This window comes from Enterobacter sp. FW301-JW81 (assembly GCF_058788735.1).
Window position 1 is genome coordinate 214,301 of record NZ_JBYTBA010000001.1, and the last position, 18,717, is coordinate 233,017.

The window sequence follows — 18,717 nt, forward strand, 5'->3', positions numbered from 1 at the left end:
TGAAAAGAGTTGAATTTTTTCGTCCGGCCACCTCTGAAACAGTTAATTAATATGGAGTATTTACCATAAAAAGTAACAGTAAAGCCCAGGTAAATATTATTATATTTACCCACGTTTAACTTTATTATTACATTCAACAATCATTGCCGAAGAAAATAAAAAAACGGGGCAATGAAATTGCCCCGTAATATAGCCCAGACGATTGAATACGCCTACTGCTGGTAATGTTATGTGCGCTTATTTTGACCAGTAAGCGGCTTTTGCTTTCTGCAGCTTTTCGTAGGCCTTCAGCAGCGACTGATGCGCAGGGAAGGCTTTCAAATCGCTATCCACAGCCTGCAGACCATAGAATGGCTCTTCGCCACTCAGGGCCGCGCTGGCTGCTTCTACGGCCTCAGCGCCGTACATACGCACGAAAGCATTCAGATATTGCAGCGGCTCGCGATCCTCTTCCTGTGCGAGCAGCAACAGCGTTTGCAGACAGCGATAATAATTGGTGCGCTCGGCAGAGAAGACCGACTGGTTGAACTCCATGGTCCACTCGGTCCAGGCCAGGGCCTGATCCAGGTCGCCACCCGCCAGGGCCAGCATCGCTTTCAGCTCACCGATACGCAGGGTGTACCAGCCGTTATCTTTACCGGTCGCCAGGCCCAGCAGTTCACGCACGCGCGTGAAGTCATCGTGGCCTTCCTCGTCCAACTGGGCGATCAGGTTCAGATAATCTTCTTTCGCCCATTCGCTGCCCGGCAGAGCCAGCAGCGTTTCGCGCAGATGCGCGCCCATGCTGTTATTCGCCAGCCACAGATCTTCGGCAGGGTAGATGTCGGACATGCCGGGAACAATAATGCGGCACGCGTAGACGCCGAGGTGCTCGTAGTCGGCGATATAGACGTCCTGATCTTCGGCTTTGAAGATAGCCATCAGCGTGGCGAACTCTTCTTCGGTTGTACCGGCAAAGCTCCAGTCCACGAACGGATAGTCTGCCTCCTGCTTGAACATATCCCAGGAGATCAAACCGCTGGAGTCGATGAAGTGGGTTTCGAGGTTGGTATGCTCGGCCACTTCTTCGTCGTCAAACGTTGGCGGGGTGAACACGTCGAGATCTTTCAGGCTACGGCCCTGCAGCAACTCGGTAACGGTACGTTCCAGCGCCACGCCGAAGTCAGGATGCGCGCCGAAGGAGGCGAAGCAGGTGCCGTTCGTGGGGTTAAACAGCACAACGCAGATAACCGGGTACTTACCGCCCAGCGAGCCGTCATACGCAAAAATAGGGAAACCTTCTGCTTCCAGTTTGGCGATGGATTCCACCACGCCCGGATAACGCGCCAGCACGTCGGCCGGAATTTCAGGCAGGCTGATAGATTCGGCAATGATGCGGTTTTTAATATGGCGTTCGAAGACTTCAGACAGACCCTGTACGCGTGCTTCATTGCGGGTGTTACCGGCGGACATACCGTTGGACACATACAGGTTGCCGACGATGTTCATCGGGATATAGACGGTCTGCTCATCAGACTGACGGGTAAACGGCAGGGCGCAAATACCGCGATCTTCGTTACCGGACTGCAGATCGATCAGCATGCTGGCCGTCAGTTCGCTGTCTGGATCGTAGAAGGCACGCAGGCGAGCGTCGAGAATACCTTCCGGCAGTTCGTCATCTTCGGTCAGCGGGAACCATTTTTCATTTGGATAGTGAACGAACGGGCCGTTAGCGATGGTTTCGCCCAGCCAGAAGTCAGCGAAGAAATAGTTGGTGGACAGACGCTCAAAATACTCACCCAGCGCAGAGGCCAGTGCCGCTTTTTTGGTCGCGCCTTTACCGTTGGTAAAGCACAGGGCACACTCTTTATCGCGAATATGCACGGACCAGACATGAGGCACCGGATTGAGCCAGGAGGCTTCTTCGATGTTAAAACCCAGGTCGGTCAGTTTTTGCTGGAAGCGAGCGATGGAATCTTCCAGAGCGGCGTCTTTGCCGGGGATAAACGTTTGAGTCATGGCGTTCACTTTTATCGTACGTAAAGCGCGCAATGATACGGGTTTTGCGTGACGGGTGCTATCTTCGGCGAAAATAAAAGCCTGAGCTATGCTTACATTCAGTAACCTACTGTTAAGGCATAGAAAAATGAAAGCGTTTGATCTCCAGCGGATGGCGTTTGATAAAGTCCCTCCTGAGTTTTTAGGCGAAGTCGCTCTGCGCAGTCTGTATACCTTCGTTCTGGTCTTTCTGTTTCTCAAGATTACGGGCCGTCGCGGCGTAAGGCAGATGTCGCTCTTTGAGGTGTTGATCATCCTGACGCTGGGTTCAGCAGCGGGGGACGTCGCCTTTTATGATGATGTACCGATGGTGCCGGTGTTTATCGTCTTTGTCTCACTGGCGCTGCTTTACCGCCTTGTCATGTGGCTGATGTCGAAAAGCGAAAAGCTGGAAGATCTGCTTGAAGGGAAGCCGGTCGTTATCGTCGAGAACGGACAGCTGGCCTGGGAAAATGTACAGAGCGCCAATATGACCGAGTTTGAGTTCTTTATGGAGCTTCGTCTGAATAGCGTTGAACAGCTCGGGCAGGTGCGTCTGGCAATAATGGAAACTAACGGTCAAATCAGCGTCTATTACTATTCTGACGACGAGGTGAAGCCGGGACTGTGTATCCTGCCGGATATGCTTATCGAGCGTTTCAGAACCGTACCCGAATCGGGCGAGTATGCCTGCGTGAGATGTAGCCACGTGATTGCAATGCAGCCGGGGGATCGTCAATTATGCCCTCGCTGTGCAAATCCGGAATGGACGAAGGTTAGCCGTGCTAAACGCATCACCTGACAGCCATTTTGTCGGTTTTGTCATAGCGAGGCGGCAGATTGTTTTGTGTGACGTAGGGCACATTTCACGGGTCATAAGTTTTAGACATTGCGGCGCGTGTCACTGAATGATAAAACCGATATCCACAGTTATAACTTATGGCTTTTAGCGTGGTGAGGGGAAATGGCTCAAGTCTTTAATTTCAGTTCAGGTCCGGCGATGTTACCGGCAGACGTACTTAAACAGGCTCAACAGGAACTTTGTGACTGGAATGGTCTGGGGACGTCGGTGATGGAGATCAGCCACCGGGGTAAAGAGTTTATTCAGGTGGCGGAAGAGGCAGAAAAGGATTTTCGCGATCTGCTGAATATCCCCTCGAACTACAAAGTATTGTTCTGTCACGGCGGTGGGCGCGGTCAGTTTGCTGGCGTACCGCTGAATATCCTTGGAGACAAAACGACGGCCGACTACGTTGATGCGGGTTACTGGGCGGCAAGCGCCGTTAAAGAAGCGCATAAATACTGCACGCCGAATGTTATTGACGCCAAAGTAACCGTTGACGGTCTGCGCGCCGTGAAGCCAATGAGCGAGTGGCAGCTTTCAGATAACGCAGCGTATCTGCACTACTGCCCGAACGAAACCATTGACGGGATTGCCATCGACGAGACGCCAAACTTCGGCAGCGATGTCGTGGTTGCCGCCGACTTTTCCTCCACCATTCTTTCTGCGCCAATTGATGTCAGCCGCTACGGTGTTATCTATGCGGGCGCACAGAAAAATATAGGCCCGGCCGGTTTGACTATCGTCGTCGTGCGTGACGACCTGCTGGGTAAAGCGCATAAATCCTGTCCGTCGATTCTCGATTACACCGTGCTGAACGATAACGACTCTATGTTCAACACCCCACCAACGTTCGCCTGGTACCTTTCCGGCCTGGTCTTTAAATGGCTGAAGCAAAACGGCGGCGTGGCGCAGATGGACAAAGTGAATCAGCAGAAAGCCGAACTGCTGTACGGCGTGATCGACAAGAGCGACTTCTACCGCAACGATGTGGCGAACGCTAACCGTTCCCGCATGAACGTGCCGTTCCAGCTGGCGGACAGCAACCTGGACAAAGTGTTCCTGGAAGAGTCCTTCGCGGCAGGCCTGCATGCGCTGAAAGGACACCGCGTTGTCGGCGGCATGCGTGCCTCTATCTATAACGCGATGCCGCTGGAAGGCGTTAAAGCCCTGACTGATTTCATGATCGATTTCGAACGTCGCCACGGTTAATTGCGCTGTTTTCACCCCCGCAGCGCTGCTGCGGGGTTTTTATTATGTTGAGTTGAGAGTTAAGTTTCATGGAATCCCTGACGTTACAACCTATCGCGCGGGTAGATGGCACCATTAATCTGCCTGGTTCAAAAAGTGTCTCGAACCGCGCTCTGCTGCTGGCAGCTCTGGCAAACGGCACCACCGTCCTTACAAACCTGCTGGACAGCGATGACGTGCGCCATATGCTCAATGCGCTGAAAGCGTTGGGAGTTCATTACACGTTGTCTGACGATCGCACTCGCTGCGAAGTGACCGGCAATGGCGGCGCGCTGCACGCGGGTGAAGAGCTTGAGCTGTTCCTGGGCAACGCCGGTACGGCGATGCGCCCGCTGGCGGCAGCCCTGTGTCTGGGGAGCAACAACATTGTGCTGACCGGCGAACCTCGCATGAAAGAGCGTCCGATTGGCCATCTGGTGGACGCCCTTCGCCAGGGTGGCGCACAGATTGAGTATCTGGAGCAGGAAAATTATCCGCCACTGCGTCTGCGCGGGGGCTTTACCGGCGGAAACGTTGAGGTGGATGGCAGTGTGTCCAGCCAGTTCCTGACGGCGCTGCTGATGACCGCACCGCTGGCACCGCAGGATACCCTTATCACCATTAAGGGCGATCTGGTTTCCAAACCGTACATTGATATCACACTGCACCTGATGAAGACCTTCGGCGTCGAGGTTGAAAACCAGGCCTATCAGCGCTTTGTGGTGCGCGGTGCCCAGCAGTACCAGTCTCCGGGCAACTATCTCGTTGAAGGGGATGCCTCATCCGCCTCCTATTTCCTGGCCGCAGGGGCCATTAAAGGCGGCACGGTAAAAGTGACCGGTATTGGCCGCAACAGCGTGCAGGGTGATATCCGCTTTGCCGATGTGCTCGAGAAAATGGGGGCCGTTGTGACCTGGGGTGATGACTTCATCTCCTGTACCCACGGCGAGCTGAACGCCATCGATATGGACATGAACCATATCCCGGATGCGGCGATGACCATTGCTACAGCGGCACTGTTCGCCAAAGGCACCACCACGCTGCGTAATATCTATAACTGGCGCGTAAAAGAGACGGACCGCCTGTTCGCGATGGCGACCGAGTTGCGTAAAGTGGGGGCAGAGGTGGAAGAGGGCGAAGACTATATTCGCGTAACCCCTCCGGCAAAACTGCAGTTTGCGGAAATCGGAACCTATAACGATCACCGTATGGCGATGTGCTTCTCGCTGGTGGCGCTGTCCGACACGCCTGTCACAATTCTCGATCCGAAATGTACGGCGAAAACCTTCCCGGACTACTTCGAACAGCTGGCACGCATTAGCACGCTGGCCTGATAACATGTTGCCGCATCACCCGATGCGGCATTTGCTTACGCTTCATTACGAACACCTCCGCTCATTTCTTCTACACTCTGCTTCAATCATTCCGTAATTTGCACGCAAAGGTAACAGTTGCGCACGTTGGCGCGTATAATGCGCGGCGTTCATGTAAACGGTATGCCTTATTTAAGGAGAAAAAGATGACGGCAGTTGCCCCGGTAATCACCATTGATGGGCCAAGTGGCGCAGGGAAAGGTACTCTGTGCAAAGCGATGGCGGAAGCATTGCAATGGCATCTTTTAGATTCGGGAGCAATCTATCGCGTGCTGGCTCTGGCTGCGCTGCATCATCACGTGGATGTGGCGTCTGAAGAGGCGCTGGTTCCGCTGGCTGCGCATCTGGATGTGCGTTTCGTGTCGACCGATGGCAATCTGGAGGTCATCCTTGAAGGGGAAGACGTGAGCGGCGAAATCCGTACGCAGGAAGTGGCGAATGCCGCCTCCCAGGTGGCGGCATTCCCTCGCGTTCGCGAGGCGCTGTTACGTCGCCAGCGCGCTTTCCGTGAAGCCCCGGGTCTGATTGCTGACGGACGTGATATGGGAACCGTGGTATTCCCTGATGCGCCTGTGAAAATTTTCCTTGACGCCTCTTCGGAAGAACGTGCTCAACGCCGCATGCTTCAGTTGCAGGAAAAGGGGTTTAGTGTTAACTTTGATCGCCTTTTATCCGAGATAAAAGAGCGCGATGACCGCGATCGTAACCGCGCCGTCGCCCCACTTGTTCCTGCAGAAGATGCATTAGTTCTGGATTCAACCAGTTTAACTATTGAGCAAGTGATTGAAAAAGCGCTACAATATGCGCGCCAAAAACTGGCACTCGCGTAATCGCGACCGATTTAGTAGTACCCCCGCTGCAATGGATTGACGGCGGGTATGTGAAACAACCCCATCCGGCACGGAGCCAGGTGGACGTTAATATTAACCTGAAGATTAAACATGACTGAATCTTTTGCTCAACTGTTTGAAGAATCCTTAAAAACAATCGAAACCCGCCCGGGTTCCATCGTTCGCGGTGTTGTTGTTGCTATCGACAAAGACGTAGTACTGGTTGACGCTGGTCTGAAATCTGAGTCCGCCATTCCGGCAGAGCAGTTCAAAAACGCCCAGGGCGAGCTGGAAATCCAGGTAGGTGACGAAGTTGACGTTGCTCTGGACGCAGTAGAAGACGGCTTCGGTGAAACCCTGCTTTCTCGTGAGAAAGCTAAACGTCACGAAGCATGGATCACGCTGGAAAAAGCTTACGAAGAAGCTGAAACTGTGGTCGGTGTTATCAACGGCAAAGTTAAAGGTGGCTTCACTGTTGAGCTGAATGGTATTCGTGCGTTCCTGCCAGGTTCTCTGGTAGACGTTCGTCCAGTTCGTGACACCCTGCACCTGGAAGGCAAAGAGCTTGAGTTCAAAGTAATCAAGCTGGACCAGAAGCGTAACAACGTTGTTGTTTCCCGTCGTGCCGTTATCGAATCCGAAAACAGCGCAGAACGCGATCAGCTGCTGGAAAACCTGCAGGAAGGCATGGAAGTCAAAGGTATCGTTAAGAACCTCACTGACTACGGCGCATTCGTTGACCTGGGCGGCGTTGATGGCCTGCTGCACATCACCGACATGGCGTGGAAACGCGTTAAGCACCCAAGCGAAATCGTGAACGTGGGCGACGAAATCACTGTTAAAGTGCTGAAGTTCGACCGCGAGCGTACTCGTGTATCCCTCGGCCTGAAACAGCTGGGCGAAGATCCATGGGTAGCTATCGCTAAGCGTTACCCAGAAGGTACTAAACTGACTGGTCGCGTAACCAACCTGACTGACTACGGCTGCTTCGTTGAAATCGAAGAAGGCGTTGAAGGTCTGGTGCACGTTTCCGAAATGGACTGGACCAACAAAAACATCCACCCATCCAAAGTTGTTAACGTTGGTGATGTAGTGGAAGTGATGGTTCTGGATATCGACGAAGAACGTCGTCGTATCTCCCTGGGCCTGAAACAGTGCAAAAACAACCCATGGCAGCAGTTCGCGGAAACCCACAACAAGGGTGACCGTGTTGAAGGTAAAATCAAGTCTATCACTGACTTCGGTATCTTCATCGGCCTGGACGGCGGCATCGATGGCCTGGTTCACCTGTCTGACATCTCCTGGAACGTTGCAGGCGAAGAAGCAGTTCGTGAATACAAAAAAGGCGACGAAATCGCTGCAGTTGTTCTGCAGGTTGACGCAGAGCGTGAGCGTATCTCCCTGGGCGTTAAACAGCTCGCAGAAGATCCGTTCAACAACTGGGTTGCACTGAACAAGAAAGGCGCAATCGTAAACGGTAAAGTGACTGCAGTTGACGCTAAAGGCGCAACCGTAGAACTGGCTGACGGCGTTGAAGGTTACCTGCGCGCTTCTGAAGCTTCCCGTGACCGCGTTGAAGATGCCACTCTGGTTCTGAACGTAGGCGACGACGTAGAAGCTAAGTTCACCGGTGTTGACCGTAAGAACCGTGCAATCAGCCTGTCTGTTCGTGCTAAAGACGAAGCTGATGAGAAAGATGCAATCGCAACTGTTAACAAACAGGAAGATGCAAACTTCTCTAACAACGCAATGGCTGAAGCTTTCAAAGCAGCTAAAGGCGAGTAATATCAGGTTCTCAGCATCGTTTGACCTGTAACATATTTACAGTGCGAAGGATGAGGAGCAAACTTGACAGATTGCAGGATTCGTCCTGTAATCAATAACAAAGGGCGGCTACGGCCGCCCTTGTTTAATGAGCTGTTCAGCTAATTGGTTTGAAAGGAACCGGAGGAATCATGACCAAGTCAGAATTGATTGAAAGACTTGCCAGTCAGCAACCGCATATCCCTGCCAAGGCAGTGGAAGATGCCGTAAAAGAGATGCTGGAGCATATGGCTTCCACTCTTGCCCAGGGCGAGCGCATTGAAATCCGCGGTTTCGGTAGTTTTTCTCTGCACTATCGTGCTCCACGCACCGGGCGTAACCCGAAAACTGGCGATAAAGTCGAACTGGAAGGTAAGTACGTTCCACACTTTAAGCCGGGTAAAGAACTGCGCGATCGCGCCAATATTTACGGCAACTGAGTTTAACCATCGGGTTAAACTGGGTTTGAAAGAAAGCACCTGCGGGTGCTTTTTTTATACTTAACGTTATCGCATCTGAAGATGCCCCGCATTTTTCGTTTCAGCTTCTGCAAACCGATAAAAACAGTACAGCGTTTGCTGTAAAACGCATTCTTCTCACCTGACAACGCGATCCGTCGGCTTGCATACTGCCCCTCTGAAACAGGGAGGTAGTAATGGGCATACCCGCGCTGAGTATCTGCGCCATTCTGGCGATAACCCCTTTACTCTGGTTACCTGAACTGCCATCGCGTCGTATCGTGTGGATGATGATTATGGCTGGGATAGGGCTGGCTGCACTGCGAAACGTACGACTGAAGTATGTGGGGATCGGGGTACTATTTTGTGTATGGGGTATTCTTGCCGCGCAAGAAAGCGTCTGGCCGATGACGCATTTAACCTCCGGTGCGGTACGGGCTGAGGTTGCCATCACCGCGACCGATGGCGCAACCCTGCATCAGGGAAAAATTCTCAGCGTTGATGGTCAACGCTGGTGGGCATCCACTGGCATAACGTTGTATGGCAATTATCTGCCACAGAAGGCGTGTGCCGGCCAGCGTTGGGCCATGAGCCTCAGGCTCAGGCCTGCTCATGGTGAACTGAACGACGGAGGTTATGATGCCCAGCGAAGCGCTTTTGCTCAGCATCAAACGCTGAGTGGGCGATTCACCCATGCAGAACTCGTCGATGGGCGCTGCAGTCTGCGGGCCCAGTACCTGGTGTCACTGCAAAACCGACTTACTGTTTATCAATGGGGATCGGTTATTCTTGGCTTAGGGATGGGTGAGCGTCTGGATGTACCCCGGGAAATAAACGACCTGATGCGTGAAACCGGCACGCTGCATCTCATGGCGATTTCGGGTCTGCATATCGCGCTGGCAGCATCCATCGTTTGGTTACTGGCACGTGGGTTCCAGTTTTTACTACCTGGCCACCGGATCCACTGGCAAATGCCTCTCTTCGCCGGCCTGTGCTTTGCTGCTTTTTACGCCTGGCTTACCGGTTTGCAGCCTCCAGCGTTGCGAACGGCCATCGCGCTTGCCGTGCTCGCGACGTTGCGGATCGCTGCCCGTCAATGGTCTCCCTGGCAGGTATGGTTTTGCTGTATCGCGGCAATCCTGGTAAGCGATCCATTAGCGATACTTTCGCAGAGTCTGGCCCTGTCAGCATTTGCCGTCGCCGCACTGATTTTCTGGTTTCAGTGGCTGCCTCTTCCTCACTGGCATCGGGCACGCTGGTTAAGGCCGCTACTGAATCTCATTTATCTGCAGGTCGGCATGTTGCTGCTGCTCATGCCATTGCAGGTTCTGATTTTCCATGGCGTCAGCATCTCCTCTCTGGTCGCTAATCTCTTTGCTGTTCCGCTGGTGACGTTTGTCTCCGTGCCGCTCATTCTGCTCGGTATGCTGCTCCATCTAATGCCGCTTGCCGCAGTAGAAGGTGCCATCTGGTTTGCAGCCGATAAATCGCTTGCGGGGCTGTTCTGGCTGCTGATGCGCCTGCCTGATGGCTGGCAAAATGTGGATCAACGCTGGCAATACATGACATTACTGCCCTGGCTTAGCGTCATTGGCTGGCGTTTTCGTGCCTGGAAAACCGTTCCTGCCGTTTGTCTGGCAGGAAGTGTCTTACTGACATTTCCCTTCTGGCAACCGACAAAAAACGATAGCTGGACGCTACATATGCTGGACGTGGGGCAGGGACTGGCAATGGTTATTGAACGGCAGGGAAAAGTCATTCTCTATGATACCGGCCTCGCATGGCCGGGCGGAGATAGCGCGCAGCGGTTAATTATCCCGTGGCTACGCTGGCATCACCTGCGGCCAGAAGGCGTTATTCTGAGTCATGACCATCTCGACCACGCGGGGGGACTGGCATCGCTCAAAAAAGCATGGCCAGACGCGTGGATAAGAAGCGCGTTACGTCAGGCAGGACACCGTCCGTGTTTTAGAGGACAGCGCTGGGAATGGCAGGGGCTCACCTTTACCGTCCACTGGCCGCCTGAAAATTCCCACTCCCAGGGGAATAACGCTTCCTGCGTGGTAAAAGTCGACGACGGTGAGCAGAGTGTGCTGCTAACAGGCGACATTGAAGCGCAGGCGGAACAGGCTATGCTTAGCCATTACTGGCGTCATATGACCTCCACGCTCATACAGGTACCTCATCATGGCAGCAATACGTCTTCGTCATTGCCGCTGGTACAGCGGGTGGCAGGACAGATCGCCCTGGATTCAGCGGCACGCTATAACGCATGGCGATTCCCGTCGGCAAAAGTTGTCCAACGTTATCGAAAAGAGGGGTGCATCTGGCACGACACCCCTCATTCTGGACAAATATCGGTGACATTCTCGCAACATCACTGGCAAATCCGGCGCTTGCGAGAGCAATATTTACCCTTTTGGTATCATCAGTGGTTTGGCGCGCCCGTAGATAACGGGTAGAATATGCGGCTATTTCAACGAATGCTGGTTTTTTGAATGCATAACGACAAAGATCTCTCCACGTGGCAAACGTTCCGCCGACTCTGGCCGATGATTGCGCCCTTTAAACCAGGCTTGATCGTGGCGGGTGTAGCGTTAATCCTCAACGCAGCCAGCGATACTTTTATGCTATCGCTTCTCAAACCGTTACTGGACGACGGTTTTGGTAAAACGGATCGCTCAGTGCTGCTATGGATGCCTCTGGTGGTTATCGGACTGATGATCTTACGCGGTATCACCAGCTATATTTCCAGCTACTGTATTTCCTGGGTATCAGGGAAAGTGGTGATGACCATGCGCCGTCGTCTGTTCAGTCACATGATGGGCATGCCGGTCTCATTCTTTGATAAACAGTCGACCGGGACGCTGCTGTCTCGCATTACCTACGACTCAGAGCAGGTCGCCTCCTCGTCCTCAAGCGCGCTGATTACCGTTGTGCGTGAGGGGGCATCGATCATCGGCCTGTTCGCGATGATGTTCTATTACAGCTGGCAGCTGTCGATTATCCTTATCGTGCTGGCTCCGATTGTCTCCATCGCTATCCGCGTCGTGTCTAAGCGTTTTCGCAATATCAGTAAGAATATGCAGAACACGATGGGGCAGGTCACGACTAGCGCGGAACAGATGCTGAAAGGCCATAAAGAAGTTCTGATTTTCGGCGGTCAGGAAGTCGAAACCAAGCGCTTCGATAAAGTCAGCAACAAAATGCGTCTGCAGGGAATGAAAATGGTTTCGGCCTCTTCAATTTCAGACCCTGTCATTCAGCTCATTGCTTCTCTGGCGCTGGCGTTCGTTCTCTATGCGGCAAGCTTCCCGAGCGTGATGGAGACCCTGACAGCCGGGACTATCACCGTTGTTTTCTCCTCTATGATTGCGCTGATGCGCCCGCTGAAATCTCTGACCAACGTGAACGCGCAATTCCAGCGCGGGATGGCCGCCTGCCAGACCCTGTTCAGCATTCTGGATTCCGAGCAGGAAAAGGATGAAGGTAAGCGCGTGATCGAGCGTGCAAACGGCGACGTTGAATTCCGCAACGTGACCTTTACCTATCCTGGCCGAGAAGTGCCTGCGCTGCGTAATATCAACCTGTCTATTCCGGCGGGTAAAACCGTTGCGCTGGTGGGCCGTTCTGGTTCGGGTAAATCGACTATTGCCAGCCTGATGACCCGTTTCTACGACATTAACGAAGGTGAAATCCTGTTAGATGGTCACGACCTGCGGGAATATACCCTGCAGTCGCTGCGTAACCAGGTTGCGCTGGTCTCTCAGAACGTGCATCTGTTTAACGATACGGTCGCCAACAACATCGCTTATGCACGCACTGATGAGTACAGCCGCGAGCAGATTGAGAACGCCGCGCGTATGGCCTACGCAATGGACTTTATCAACAAGATGGATAACGGTCTGGATACTATCATTGGTGAAAACGGCGTGCTCCTCTCCGGTGGCCAGCGCCAGCGTATTGCGATTGCGCGCGCGCTGCTGCGTGATAGCCCAATTCTGATCCTGGACGAAGCGACGTCCGCGCTGGATACCGAATCTGAACGCGCTATCCAGTCGGCGCTGGATGAACTGCAAAAGAACCGTACCTCACTGGTGATTGCGCACCGTCTGTCAACTATCGAGCAGGCTGATGAAATCGTCGTGGTTGAGGATGGCGTCATTGTTGAACGCGGAAGCCATGCCGATCTGCTGGAACACCGCGGCGTTTACGCCCAGTTGCATAAGATGCAGTTCGGTCAACAATGATTGCACGCATCTGGTCCGGTGAGTCCCCGCTGTGGCTGCTGCTTTTGCCGCTCTCCTGGCTATATGGTCTGGTGAGCGGCATTATCCGTCTGCTTTACCGTCTGGGGCTTAAGCGGGCCTGGCGTGCGCCAGTTCCGGTTGTGGTTGTCGGTAATCTCACGGCGGGCGGCAACGGTAAAACGCCGGTGGTTATCTGGCTGGTGGAACAACTGCAAAAATGCGGTATTCGTCCTGGGGTTGTCTCTCGCGGTTATGGCGGTAAAGCGGCGCAGTATCCTCTGCTGCTGACGGCGGAAACGACAACCGCTGAAGCGGGCGATGAACCGGTCCTGATATATCAGCGTACCGGCGCGCCGGTTGCGGTCTCTCCAGTGCGCAGCGACGCCGTGCAGGCTCTGGTTACCGAGCACGCGGTGCAAATCATCATTACGGATGATGGTCTGCAACATTATGCCCTGGCGCGTGATAAAGAAATTGTGGTGATCGACGGGGTTCGCCGTTTCGGTAACGGCTGGTGGCTGCCGGCGGGGCCAATGCGGGAACGCGCTTCACGTCTGAAGTCCGTTGATGCGGTGATTGTGAACGGTGGTGAAGCAACAGCGGGTGAAATCCCCATGCGTCTCCTGCCGGGCATGGCGGTCAATCTGGTGACGGGTGAACGTCAGCCGGTTTCTCAACTACCTGCGCTGGTGGCGATGGCCGGTATTGGTCATCCTCCGCGTTTCTTCGCTACGCTGGAGCAGTGTGGCGCACGGCTTGAGAAACGCGTTCCGTTGGCCGACCACCAGGCGCTGATGGAAGAGCAGATCGATGCGCTCACCGTGCCTGGTCAGAGCCTGATCATGACCGAAAAAGATGCGGTGAAATGCCGTGCCTTCGCGAAAGAAAACTGGTGGTATCTGCCGGTTGACGCTGAACTCAGCGGCGAGCAGCCGGAACGTTTGCTCAAGGAACTGATTGCGTTGGTAAAATAAACGCTTACGCGGTTCTGGTGGCGCTTTGACTGACAGGAAAACGCATGTCTTTACCGCAACTCTCGCTTTCAGCCGCACGTCATTTACACCTTGCCGCGCAGGGGCTGCTCAAAAAGCCCCGCCGCCGCGCGAAGCCCGCCGATATTCTCTCTACCGTCCAGCGCATGTCGCTACTGCAAATCGACACCATTAACATTGTGGCGCGCAGCCCTTACCTGGTGCTGTTTAGCCGTCTGGGAAGTTATCCATCGCAGTGGCTGGATGAGGCGCTCAGCAAGGGAGAGCTAATGGAGTATTGGGCGCACGAAGCTTGCTTCCTGCCCCGCAGCGATTTTGCGCTGGTCCGTCACCGTATGCTCTCACCGGATAAGATGGGCTGGAAGTACCGACAGGCGTGGATGCTGGAGCACTCGGCTGAAATCGAGCAGCTCATCGCGCATATTCAGGAAAACGGCCCTGTACGCTCCGCCGATTTTGAACACCCCCGTAAAGGCACAAGCGGCTGGTGGGAGTGGAAGCCGCACAAGCGTCATCTTGAAGGGCTGTTCACGTCAGGTAAAGTGATGGTGATAGAACGGCGTAATTTTCAGCGCGTATACGACCTAACGCATCGCGTGATGCCGCACTGGAACGACGAGCGTGACCTACTCTCGCAGGAAGCGGCTGAGGCCATCATGCTGGAGAACAGCGCCCGCAGTCTGGGCATTTTCCGTTCGCAATGGCTGGCAGATTATTACCGACTACGCCAGCCCGCCCTAAAACCGCTGCTGGAAAAGTGGCAGCAGGAACGGCGAATCATTCCCGTCATGGTGGAAACACTGGGCGAAATGTGGCTGCATGAGGATCTTCTCCCGCTCTTGCCTCTGGCGCTGGAAGGGAAACTGCAGGCAACTCACAGCACGGTGCTGTCGCCTTTCGATCCGGTGGTCTGGGACAGAAAACGCGCCGAGCAGCTGTTTGATTTCAGCTACCGGCTGGAGTGTTATACCCCTGCGCCAAAGCGTCAGTATGGGTATTTTGTGTTACCTCTGCTGCATAAGGGACAGCTGGTTGGGCGTATGGACGCCAAAATGCACCGCAAGACCGGCACGCTTGAAATCATTGCCCTTTATCTGGAAGAGGGCGTTAGGGTGACAGCAACCCTGGAGAAAGGGTTAACGTTAGCCATTAGCGAATTCGCACGCTGGCAGGGTGCTCAAGACGTGACGCTGGGGCGGTTGCCCGATGGGCTGTTTACATCCTGTCGAAGTGGCTGGGAAACAGGCACTCCCTGAAAAAGGAATGTGTTAAGCTTTAGCGATTACCCATACGGAGGAACTATGGATCACCGTTTACTAGAAATTATTGCCTGCCCGGTATGCAACGGCAAACTCTACTACAGCCAGGACAAACAAGAGCTCATTTGTAAGCTGGATAGCCTGGCCTTCCCGCTGCGCGACGGTATTCCGGTATTGCTGGAAAATGAAGCCCGTTCCCTGGTGGCAGAAGAGAGCAAACCATGAGTTTTGTTGTCATTATTCCTGCGCGCTACGCGTCTACGCGTCTGCCGGGTAAACCGCTGGTGGATATCAACGGCAAGCCGATGATTGTGCATGTCCTTGAGCGGGCGCGTGAATCCGGAGCCGAACGCGTGATTGTCGCTACCGATCATCCGGACGTCGCCCGCGCGGTTGAGGCCGCAGGCGGGGAAGTGTGTATGACCCGCGCCGATCACCAGTCCGGCACTGAACGTCTGGCGGAAGTGGTTGAGAAATGCGGTTTCAGTGATGATACGGTTATCGTGAACGTGCAGGGTGACGAGCCGATGATCCCGGCGGTTATTATCCGTCAGGTGGCAGAAAACCTGGCTCAGCGTCAGGTTGGTATGGCGACGCTCGCGGTACCTATTCACCACGCTGAAGAGGCATTCAATCCAAATGCGGTGAAGGTGGTTATGGATGCCGAAGGCTATGCGCTCTATTTCTCCCGCGCCACGATTCCGTGGGATCGCGATCGCTTTGCGCTCTCTAGAGAGACCATTGGTGATACCTTCCTGCGTCATATTGGGATCTACGGCTATCGCGCCGGCTTTATTCGCCGCTATGTCACCTGGGCGCCGAGCCCGCTGGAGCATATCGAAATGCTGGAGCAGCTTCGCGTGCTTTGGTATGGCGAAAAAATCCACGTTGCCGTTGCCAGAGAAGTACCTGGAACGGGCGTAGATACGCCGGAAGATCTTGAGCGCGTCCGCGCCGAACTGCGTTAATACCGCCTGCATCCCCCCTTTTGGGGGGATGTCTTTTCGCCACGCCTTTCCCTTTCTTCTCCATAATTGATCTCTTCCGGGTGACATCTTCATCCAGGACGCTCATTATAAAAGCAGTAGTCTTAATGGGGGTAATCTCATATGGAACAGCTGCGTGCCGAACTTAGCCATCTGCTTGGTGAGAAGTTAAGCCGGGTCGAATGCGTGAGTGAAAAGGCCGATACCGCGCTCTGGTCGCTGTACGACAGTCAGGGCAACCCAATGCCGCTGATGGCCAGAAGTTTTACCTCGCCGGGCGTCGCCAGGCAGCTTGCATGGAAAATGTCGATGCTGGCACGGGAAGGGACAGTCCGTATGCCGACGGTATATGGCGTGATGACGCATGAGGAACACCCCGGCCCGGACGTGCTGCTGATTGAGCGTTTACGCGGCGTGTCTGTTGAAGCCCCGGCGCGCACGCCGGAGCGCTGGGAACAGTTGAAAGACCAGATTGTTGAGGCGCTGCTGGCCTGGCATCGTCAGGATAGCCGTGGACTCGTGGGGCCTGTCGACAGTACGCAGGAAAACCTGTGGCCGCTGTGGTATCGCCAGCGGGTTGAAGTGCTGTGGGGCACGCTTAATCAGTTCAATAACACCGGTTTAACCATGCAGGACAAACGCATTCTGTTTCGTACCCGCGAGTGCCTGCCGGCGCTGTTCGAGGGCTTTAATGACAACTGCGTGCTGATCCACGGTAATTTCACCCTGCGCAGCATGCTCAAAGACTCCCGCAGCGATCAGCTCCTGGCGATGGTCGGACCGGGGATCATGCTCTGGGCGCCGCGCGAATATGAGTTGTTCAGGCTCAGCGACAGCGGGGCGGCGGAAGGTTTACTGTGGCACTACCTTCAGCGTGCGCCCGTTGCAGAAGCATTCCTCTGGCGGCGCTGGCTCTATCTGCTCTGGGACGAAGTCGCGCAGCTGGTTAATACCGGACGTTTCAATCGCGCGAACTTCGATCTGGCGACAAAATCACTCTTGCCCTGGCTCGCCTGAGGAACCTTTCAGCCACTGCCAGAGGCGTCCGAGCGTCTCATAGCCGACGCGGTCGCTATGCATCAGCCATGCGGGGGACGGGATTGCCCGTTCCCACGGATTGAGCGGCGCGTCGATGGCCATCTGGTTTGCCGGTGCGGGAAGCGGGTGCAGGCCTTGTTTTTCAAAGAAAATCATTGCCCTTGGCAGGTGTGAGGCGGAGGTCACCAGCAGGAACGGGACATCGCCAATCGCCTGCTTCACCGCGGCAGCCTCTTCTTCGGTATCTTTTGGACTGTCCAGGGTGATGATTGAGCTACGCGGCACGCCGAGGGATTCCGCGACTCGGGCGCCCGCCTCAGCCGTACTCACCGGGTTTGTTTTTGCTGCCGCGCCGGTGAAGATCATTTTTGAACCCGGGTTCGCCAGCCACAGGCGAATACCCTCGTTTAGCCGTGGCAGGCTGTTGTTGATCAGGTTCGAGCTGGGCGCCCAGTCAGGATCCCAGGTATACCCGCCGCCCAGCACCACGATGTACGCCACTTTCTGATTTCCCTGCCACGTCGGGTACTTATTTTCGATAGGGCGTAACAGACCATCCGCGACCGGTTGCAGGCTTAACAGCAGCAGGACAAACCAGCCGAGCGTGATAAGCGTTTTGCCACTTTTCTGAAAGCGACTGAACCAGACCAGCGCCAGCCCCAGCGCGATCGTGAGCAGCAGTAGCGGAAGGGGAAGCATCATCCCTCCAATGTATTTCTTAAGGGTAAAAAGCATCCTTTTTGGTTCCTTTTTTGACCATATAGCAGGTGATTACCGGTGATATTACACCAGAGAGGTTCATTCTCCGCGCGGGTGTGACAAAATAGCGGTTTTGCAGTTAGCGAGTGGAACTCTCCCAATGCGGGATCGCAATTTTGATGACATCGCGGAAAAGTTTTCGCGCAACATTTATGGCACCACTAAAGGACAGCTCCGTCAGACGATCCTCTGGCAGGATCTGGACACCATTCTGGCGACCTTCGGCGGTCAAACGTTGCGCGTGCTGGACGCAGGTGGCGGTGAAGGGCAGACGGCGATAAAAATGGCCGGGCTCGGTCATCACGTCACGCTTTGCGATCTATCTGCTGAAATGGTCTCCCGCGCGACGCGTGCTGCAGAAGAGAAAGGTGTGAGCGACAACATGCATTTTATACAATGCGCCGCTCAGGACATCGCACAGCATTTGGAAACCCAGGTTGATCTGATATTGTTTCATGCGGTGCTGGAGTGGGTTGCCGATCCGCAAAGCGTGTTGCAAACCCTGTGGTCGATGTTGCGCCCAGGCGGCACGCTGTCGCTGATGTTCTACAATGCTAACGGCTTCCTGATGCACAACATGGTTGCGGGTAACTTTGACTATGTTCAGGTCGGGATGCCTAAAAAGAAAAAGCGCACGCTTTCCCCGGACTATCCGCGCGATCCGCAGCAGGTTTATGGCTGGCTGGAAGCGATTGGCTGGAAGATCGTCGGGAAGACGGGCGTCAGGGTGTTTCATGATTATCTGCGTGAAAAACACAAACAGCGTGACTGTTTTGACACCTTAACAGAATTAGAAACGCGGTATTGCCGTCAGGAGCCTTTTGTCAGTCTTGGCCGCTATATTCACGTCACCGCGCACAAGCCGCAGATGCAAGGATAACC

General features: G+C 54.4%; 16 protein-coding genes. 14 read left to right on the forward strand and 2 right to left on the reverse strand.

Translation table 11 applies throughout. From position 1 onward, the window contains the following. Window positions 1-237: 237 nt before the first annotated feature. Window positions 238-1,998: a 30S ribosomal protein S12 methylthiotransferase accessory factor YcaO gene (gene ycaO / locus AC3WOK_RS00960; protein ID WP_492353776.1), complete on the reverse strand. Its 1,761-nt coding sequence runs from the start codon at window positions 1,996-1,998 to the stop codon at window positions 238-240. A 127-nt stretch (window positions 1,999-2,125) separates the two neighbouring features. Between ycaO and AC3WOK_RS00965 the strand changes: the two genes are divergently transcribed. The 13 genes from AC3WOK_RS00965 to AC3WOK_RS01025 all read left to right on the forward strand — a co-directional run bounded on the left by AC3WOK_RS00965 (window position 2,126) and on the right by AC3WOK_RS01025 (window position 17,055). Beyond that, window positions 2,126-2,818 carry a DUF421 domain-containing protein gene (locus tag AC3WOK_RS00965; protein WP_059310421.1) on the forward strand — a complete coding sequence of 231 codons (693 nt, stop codon included), beginning with the start codon at window positions 2,126-2,128 and terminating at the stop codon, window positions 2,816-2,818. Window positions 2,819-2,980: 162 nt separating this feature from the next. After that, the gene (serC, locus tag AC3WOK_RS00970; protein WP_059310420.1) at window positions 2,981-4,069 is read left to right on the forward strand and encodes a 3-phosphoserine/phosphohydroxythreonine transaminase; all 1,089 of its coding nucleotides are present in this window, start codon (window positions 2,981-2,983) and stop codon (window positions 4,067-4,069) included. A 68-nt stretch (window positions 4,070-4,137) separates the two neighbouring features. Beyond that, window positions 4,138-5,421 (forward strand): 3-phosphoshikimate 1-carboxyvinyltransferase, encoded by a 1,284-nt coding sequence (gene aroA / locus AC3WOK_RS00975; RefSeq protein WP_063431043.1) that lies wholly within the window; start codon window positions 4,138-4,140, stop codon window positions 5,419-5,421. A 185-nt stretch (window positions 5,422-5,606) separates the two neighbouring features. Further along, complete coding sequence (gene cmk, locus AC3WOK_RS00980) at window positions 5,607-6,290, forward strand: (d)CMP kinase (protein ID WP_013097305.1); 684 nt, start codon at window positions 5,607-5,609, stop codon at window positions 6,288-6,290. A 111-nt stretch (window positions 6,291-6,401) separates the two neighbouring features. Then, window positions 6,402-8,075 (forward strand): 30S ribosomal protein S1, encoded by a 1,674-nt coding sequence (rpsA, locus tag AC3WOK_RS00985; protein WP_014169387.1) that lies wholly within the window; start codon window positions 6,402-6,404, stop codon window positions 8,073-8,075. A gap of 170 nt (window positions 8,076-8,245) precedes the next feature. Continuing rightward, window positions 8,246-8,533, forward strand: a complete 288-nt coding sequence (gene ihfB / locus AC3WOK_RS00990; protein ID WP_008499965.1) for an integration host factor subunit beta — start codon at window positions 8,246-8,248, stop codon at window positions 8,531-8,533. Window positions 8,534-8,748: 215 nt separating this feature from the next. Then, window positions 8,749-11,013 (forward strand): ComEC family protein, encoded by a 2,265-nt coding sequence (locus AC3WOK_RS00995; RefSeq protein WP_492353777.1) that lies wholly within the window; start codon window positions 8,749-8,751, stop codon window positions 11,011-11,013. A 36-nt stretch (window positions 11,014-11,049) separates the two neighbouring features. Further along, on the forward strand, window positions 11,050-12,801 hold the full coding sequence (gene msbA / locus AC3WOK_RS01000; protein ID WP_047346910.1) for a lipid A ABC transporter ATP-binding protein/permease MsbA: 1,752 nt from the start codon (window positions 11,050-11,052) through the stop codon (window positions 12,799-12,801). Beyond that, complete coding sequence (lpxK, locus tag AC3WOK_RS01005; RefSeq protein ID WP_063955671.1) at window positions 12,798-13,775, forward strand: tetraacyldisaccharide 4'-kinase; 978 nt, start codon at window positions 12,798-12,800, stop codon at window positions 13,773-13,775. Before msbA ends, lpxK begins: the two co-directional genes overlap by 4 nt. Window positions 13,776-13,819: 44 nt before the next feature. After that, entirely contained in the window at window positions 13,820-15,049 is a 1,230-nt protein-coding gene (locus AC3WOK_RS01010; protein WP_492353778.1) for a winged helix-turn-helix domain-containing protein, read from the forward strand. 45 nt (window positions 15,050-15,094) lie between these two features. Beyond that, window positions 15,095-15,277 (forward strand): protein YcaR, encoded by a 183-nt coding sequence (ycaR, locus tag AC3WOK_RS01015; protein WP_006174474.1) that lies wholly within the window; start codon window positions 15,095-15,097, stop codon window positions 15,275-15,277. Then, on the forward strand, window positions 15,274-16,020 hold the full coding sequence (kdsB, locus tag AC3WOK_RS01020) for a 3-deoxy-manno-octulosonate cytidylyltransferase (protein WP_492353779.1): 747 nt from the start codon (window positions 15,274-15,276) through the stop codon (window positions 16,018-16,020). The genes ycaR and kdsB overlap by 4 nt, the downstream gene beginning before the upstream one ends. Before the next feature lie 141 nt (window positions 16,021-16,161). Continuing rightward, window positions 16,162-17,055 carry a YcbJ family phosphotransferase gene (locus AC3WOK_RS01025; protein WP_059310414.1) on the forward strand — a complete coding sequence of 298 codons (894 nt, stop codon included), beginning with the start codon at window positions 16,162-16,164 and terminating at the stop codon, window positions 17,053-17,055. On the opposite strand, the gene elyC is transcribed toward AC3WOK_RS01025, so the two are convergent. Continuing rightward, window positions 17,032-17,811, reverse strand: coding sequence for an envelope biogenesis factor ElyC (elyC, locus tag AC3WOK_RS01030; protein ID WP_063430743.1), 780 nt, complete (start codon window positions 17,809-17,811; stop codon window positions 17,032-17,034). The two genes, AC3WOK_RS01025 and elyC, sit on opposite strands and share 24 nt — an antisense overlap. A 124-nt stretch (window positions 17,812-17,935) precedes the next feature. Between elyC and cmoM the strand changes: the two genes are divergently transcribed. Beyond that, the gene (gene cmoM / locus AC3WOK_RS01035) at window positions 17,936-18,715 is read left to right on the forward strand and encodes a tRNA uridine 5-oxyacetic acid(34) methyltransferase CmoM (RefSeq protein WP_047346904.1); all 780 of its coding nucleotides are present in this window, start codon (window positions 17,936-17,938) and stop codon (window positions 18,713-18,715) included. Window positions 18,716-18,717 lie beyond the last annotated feature (2 nt).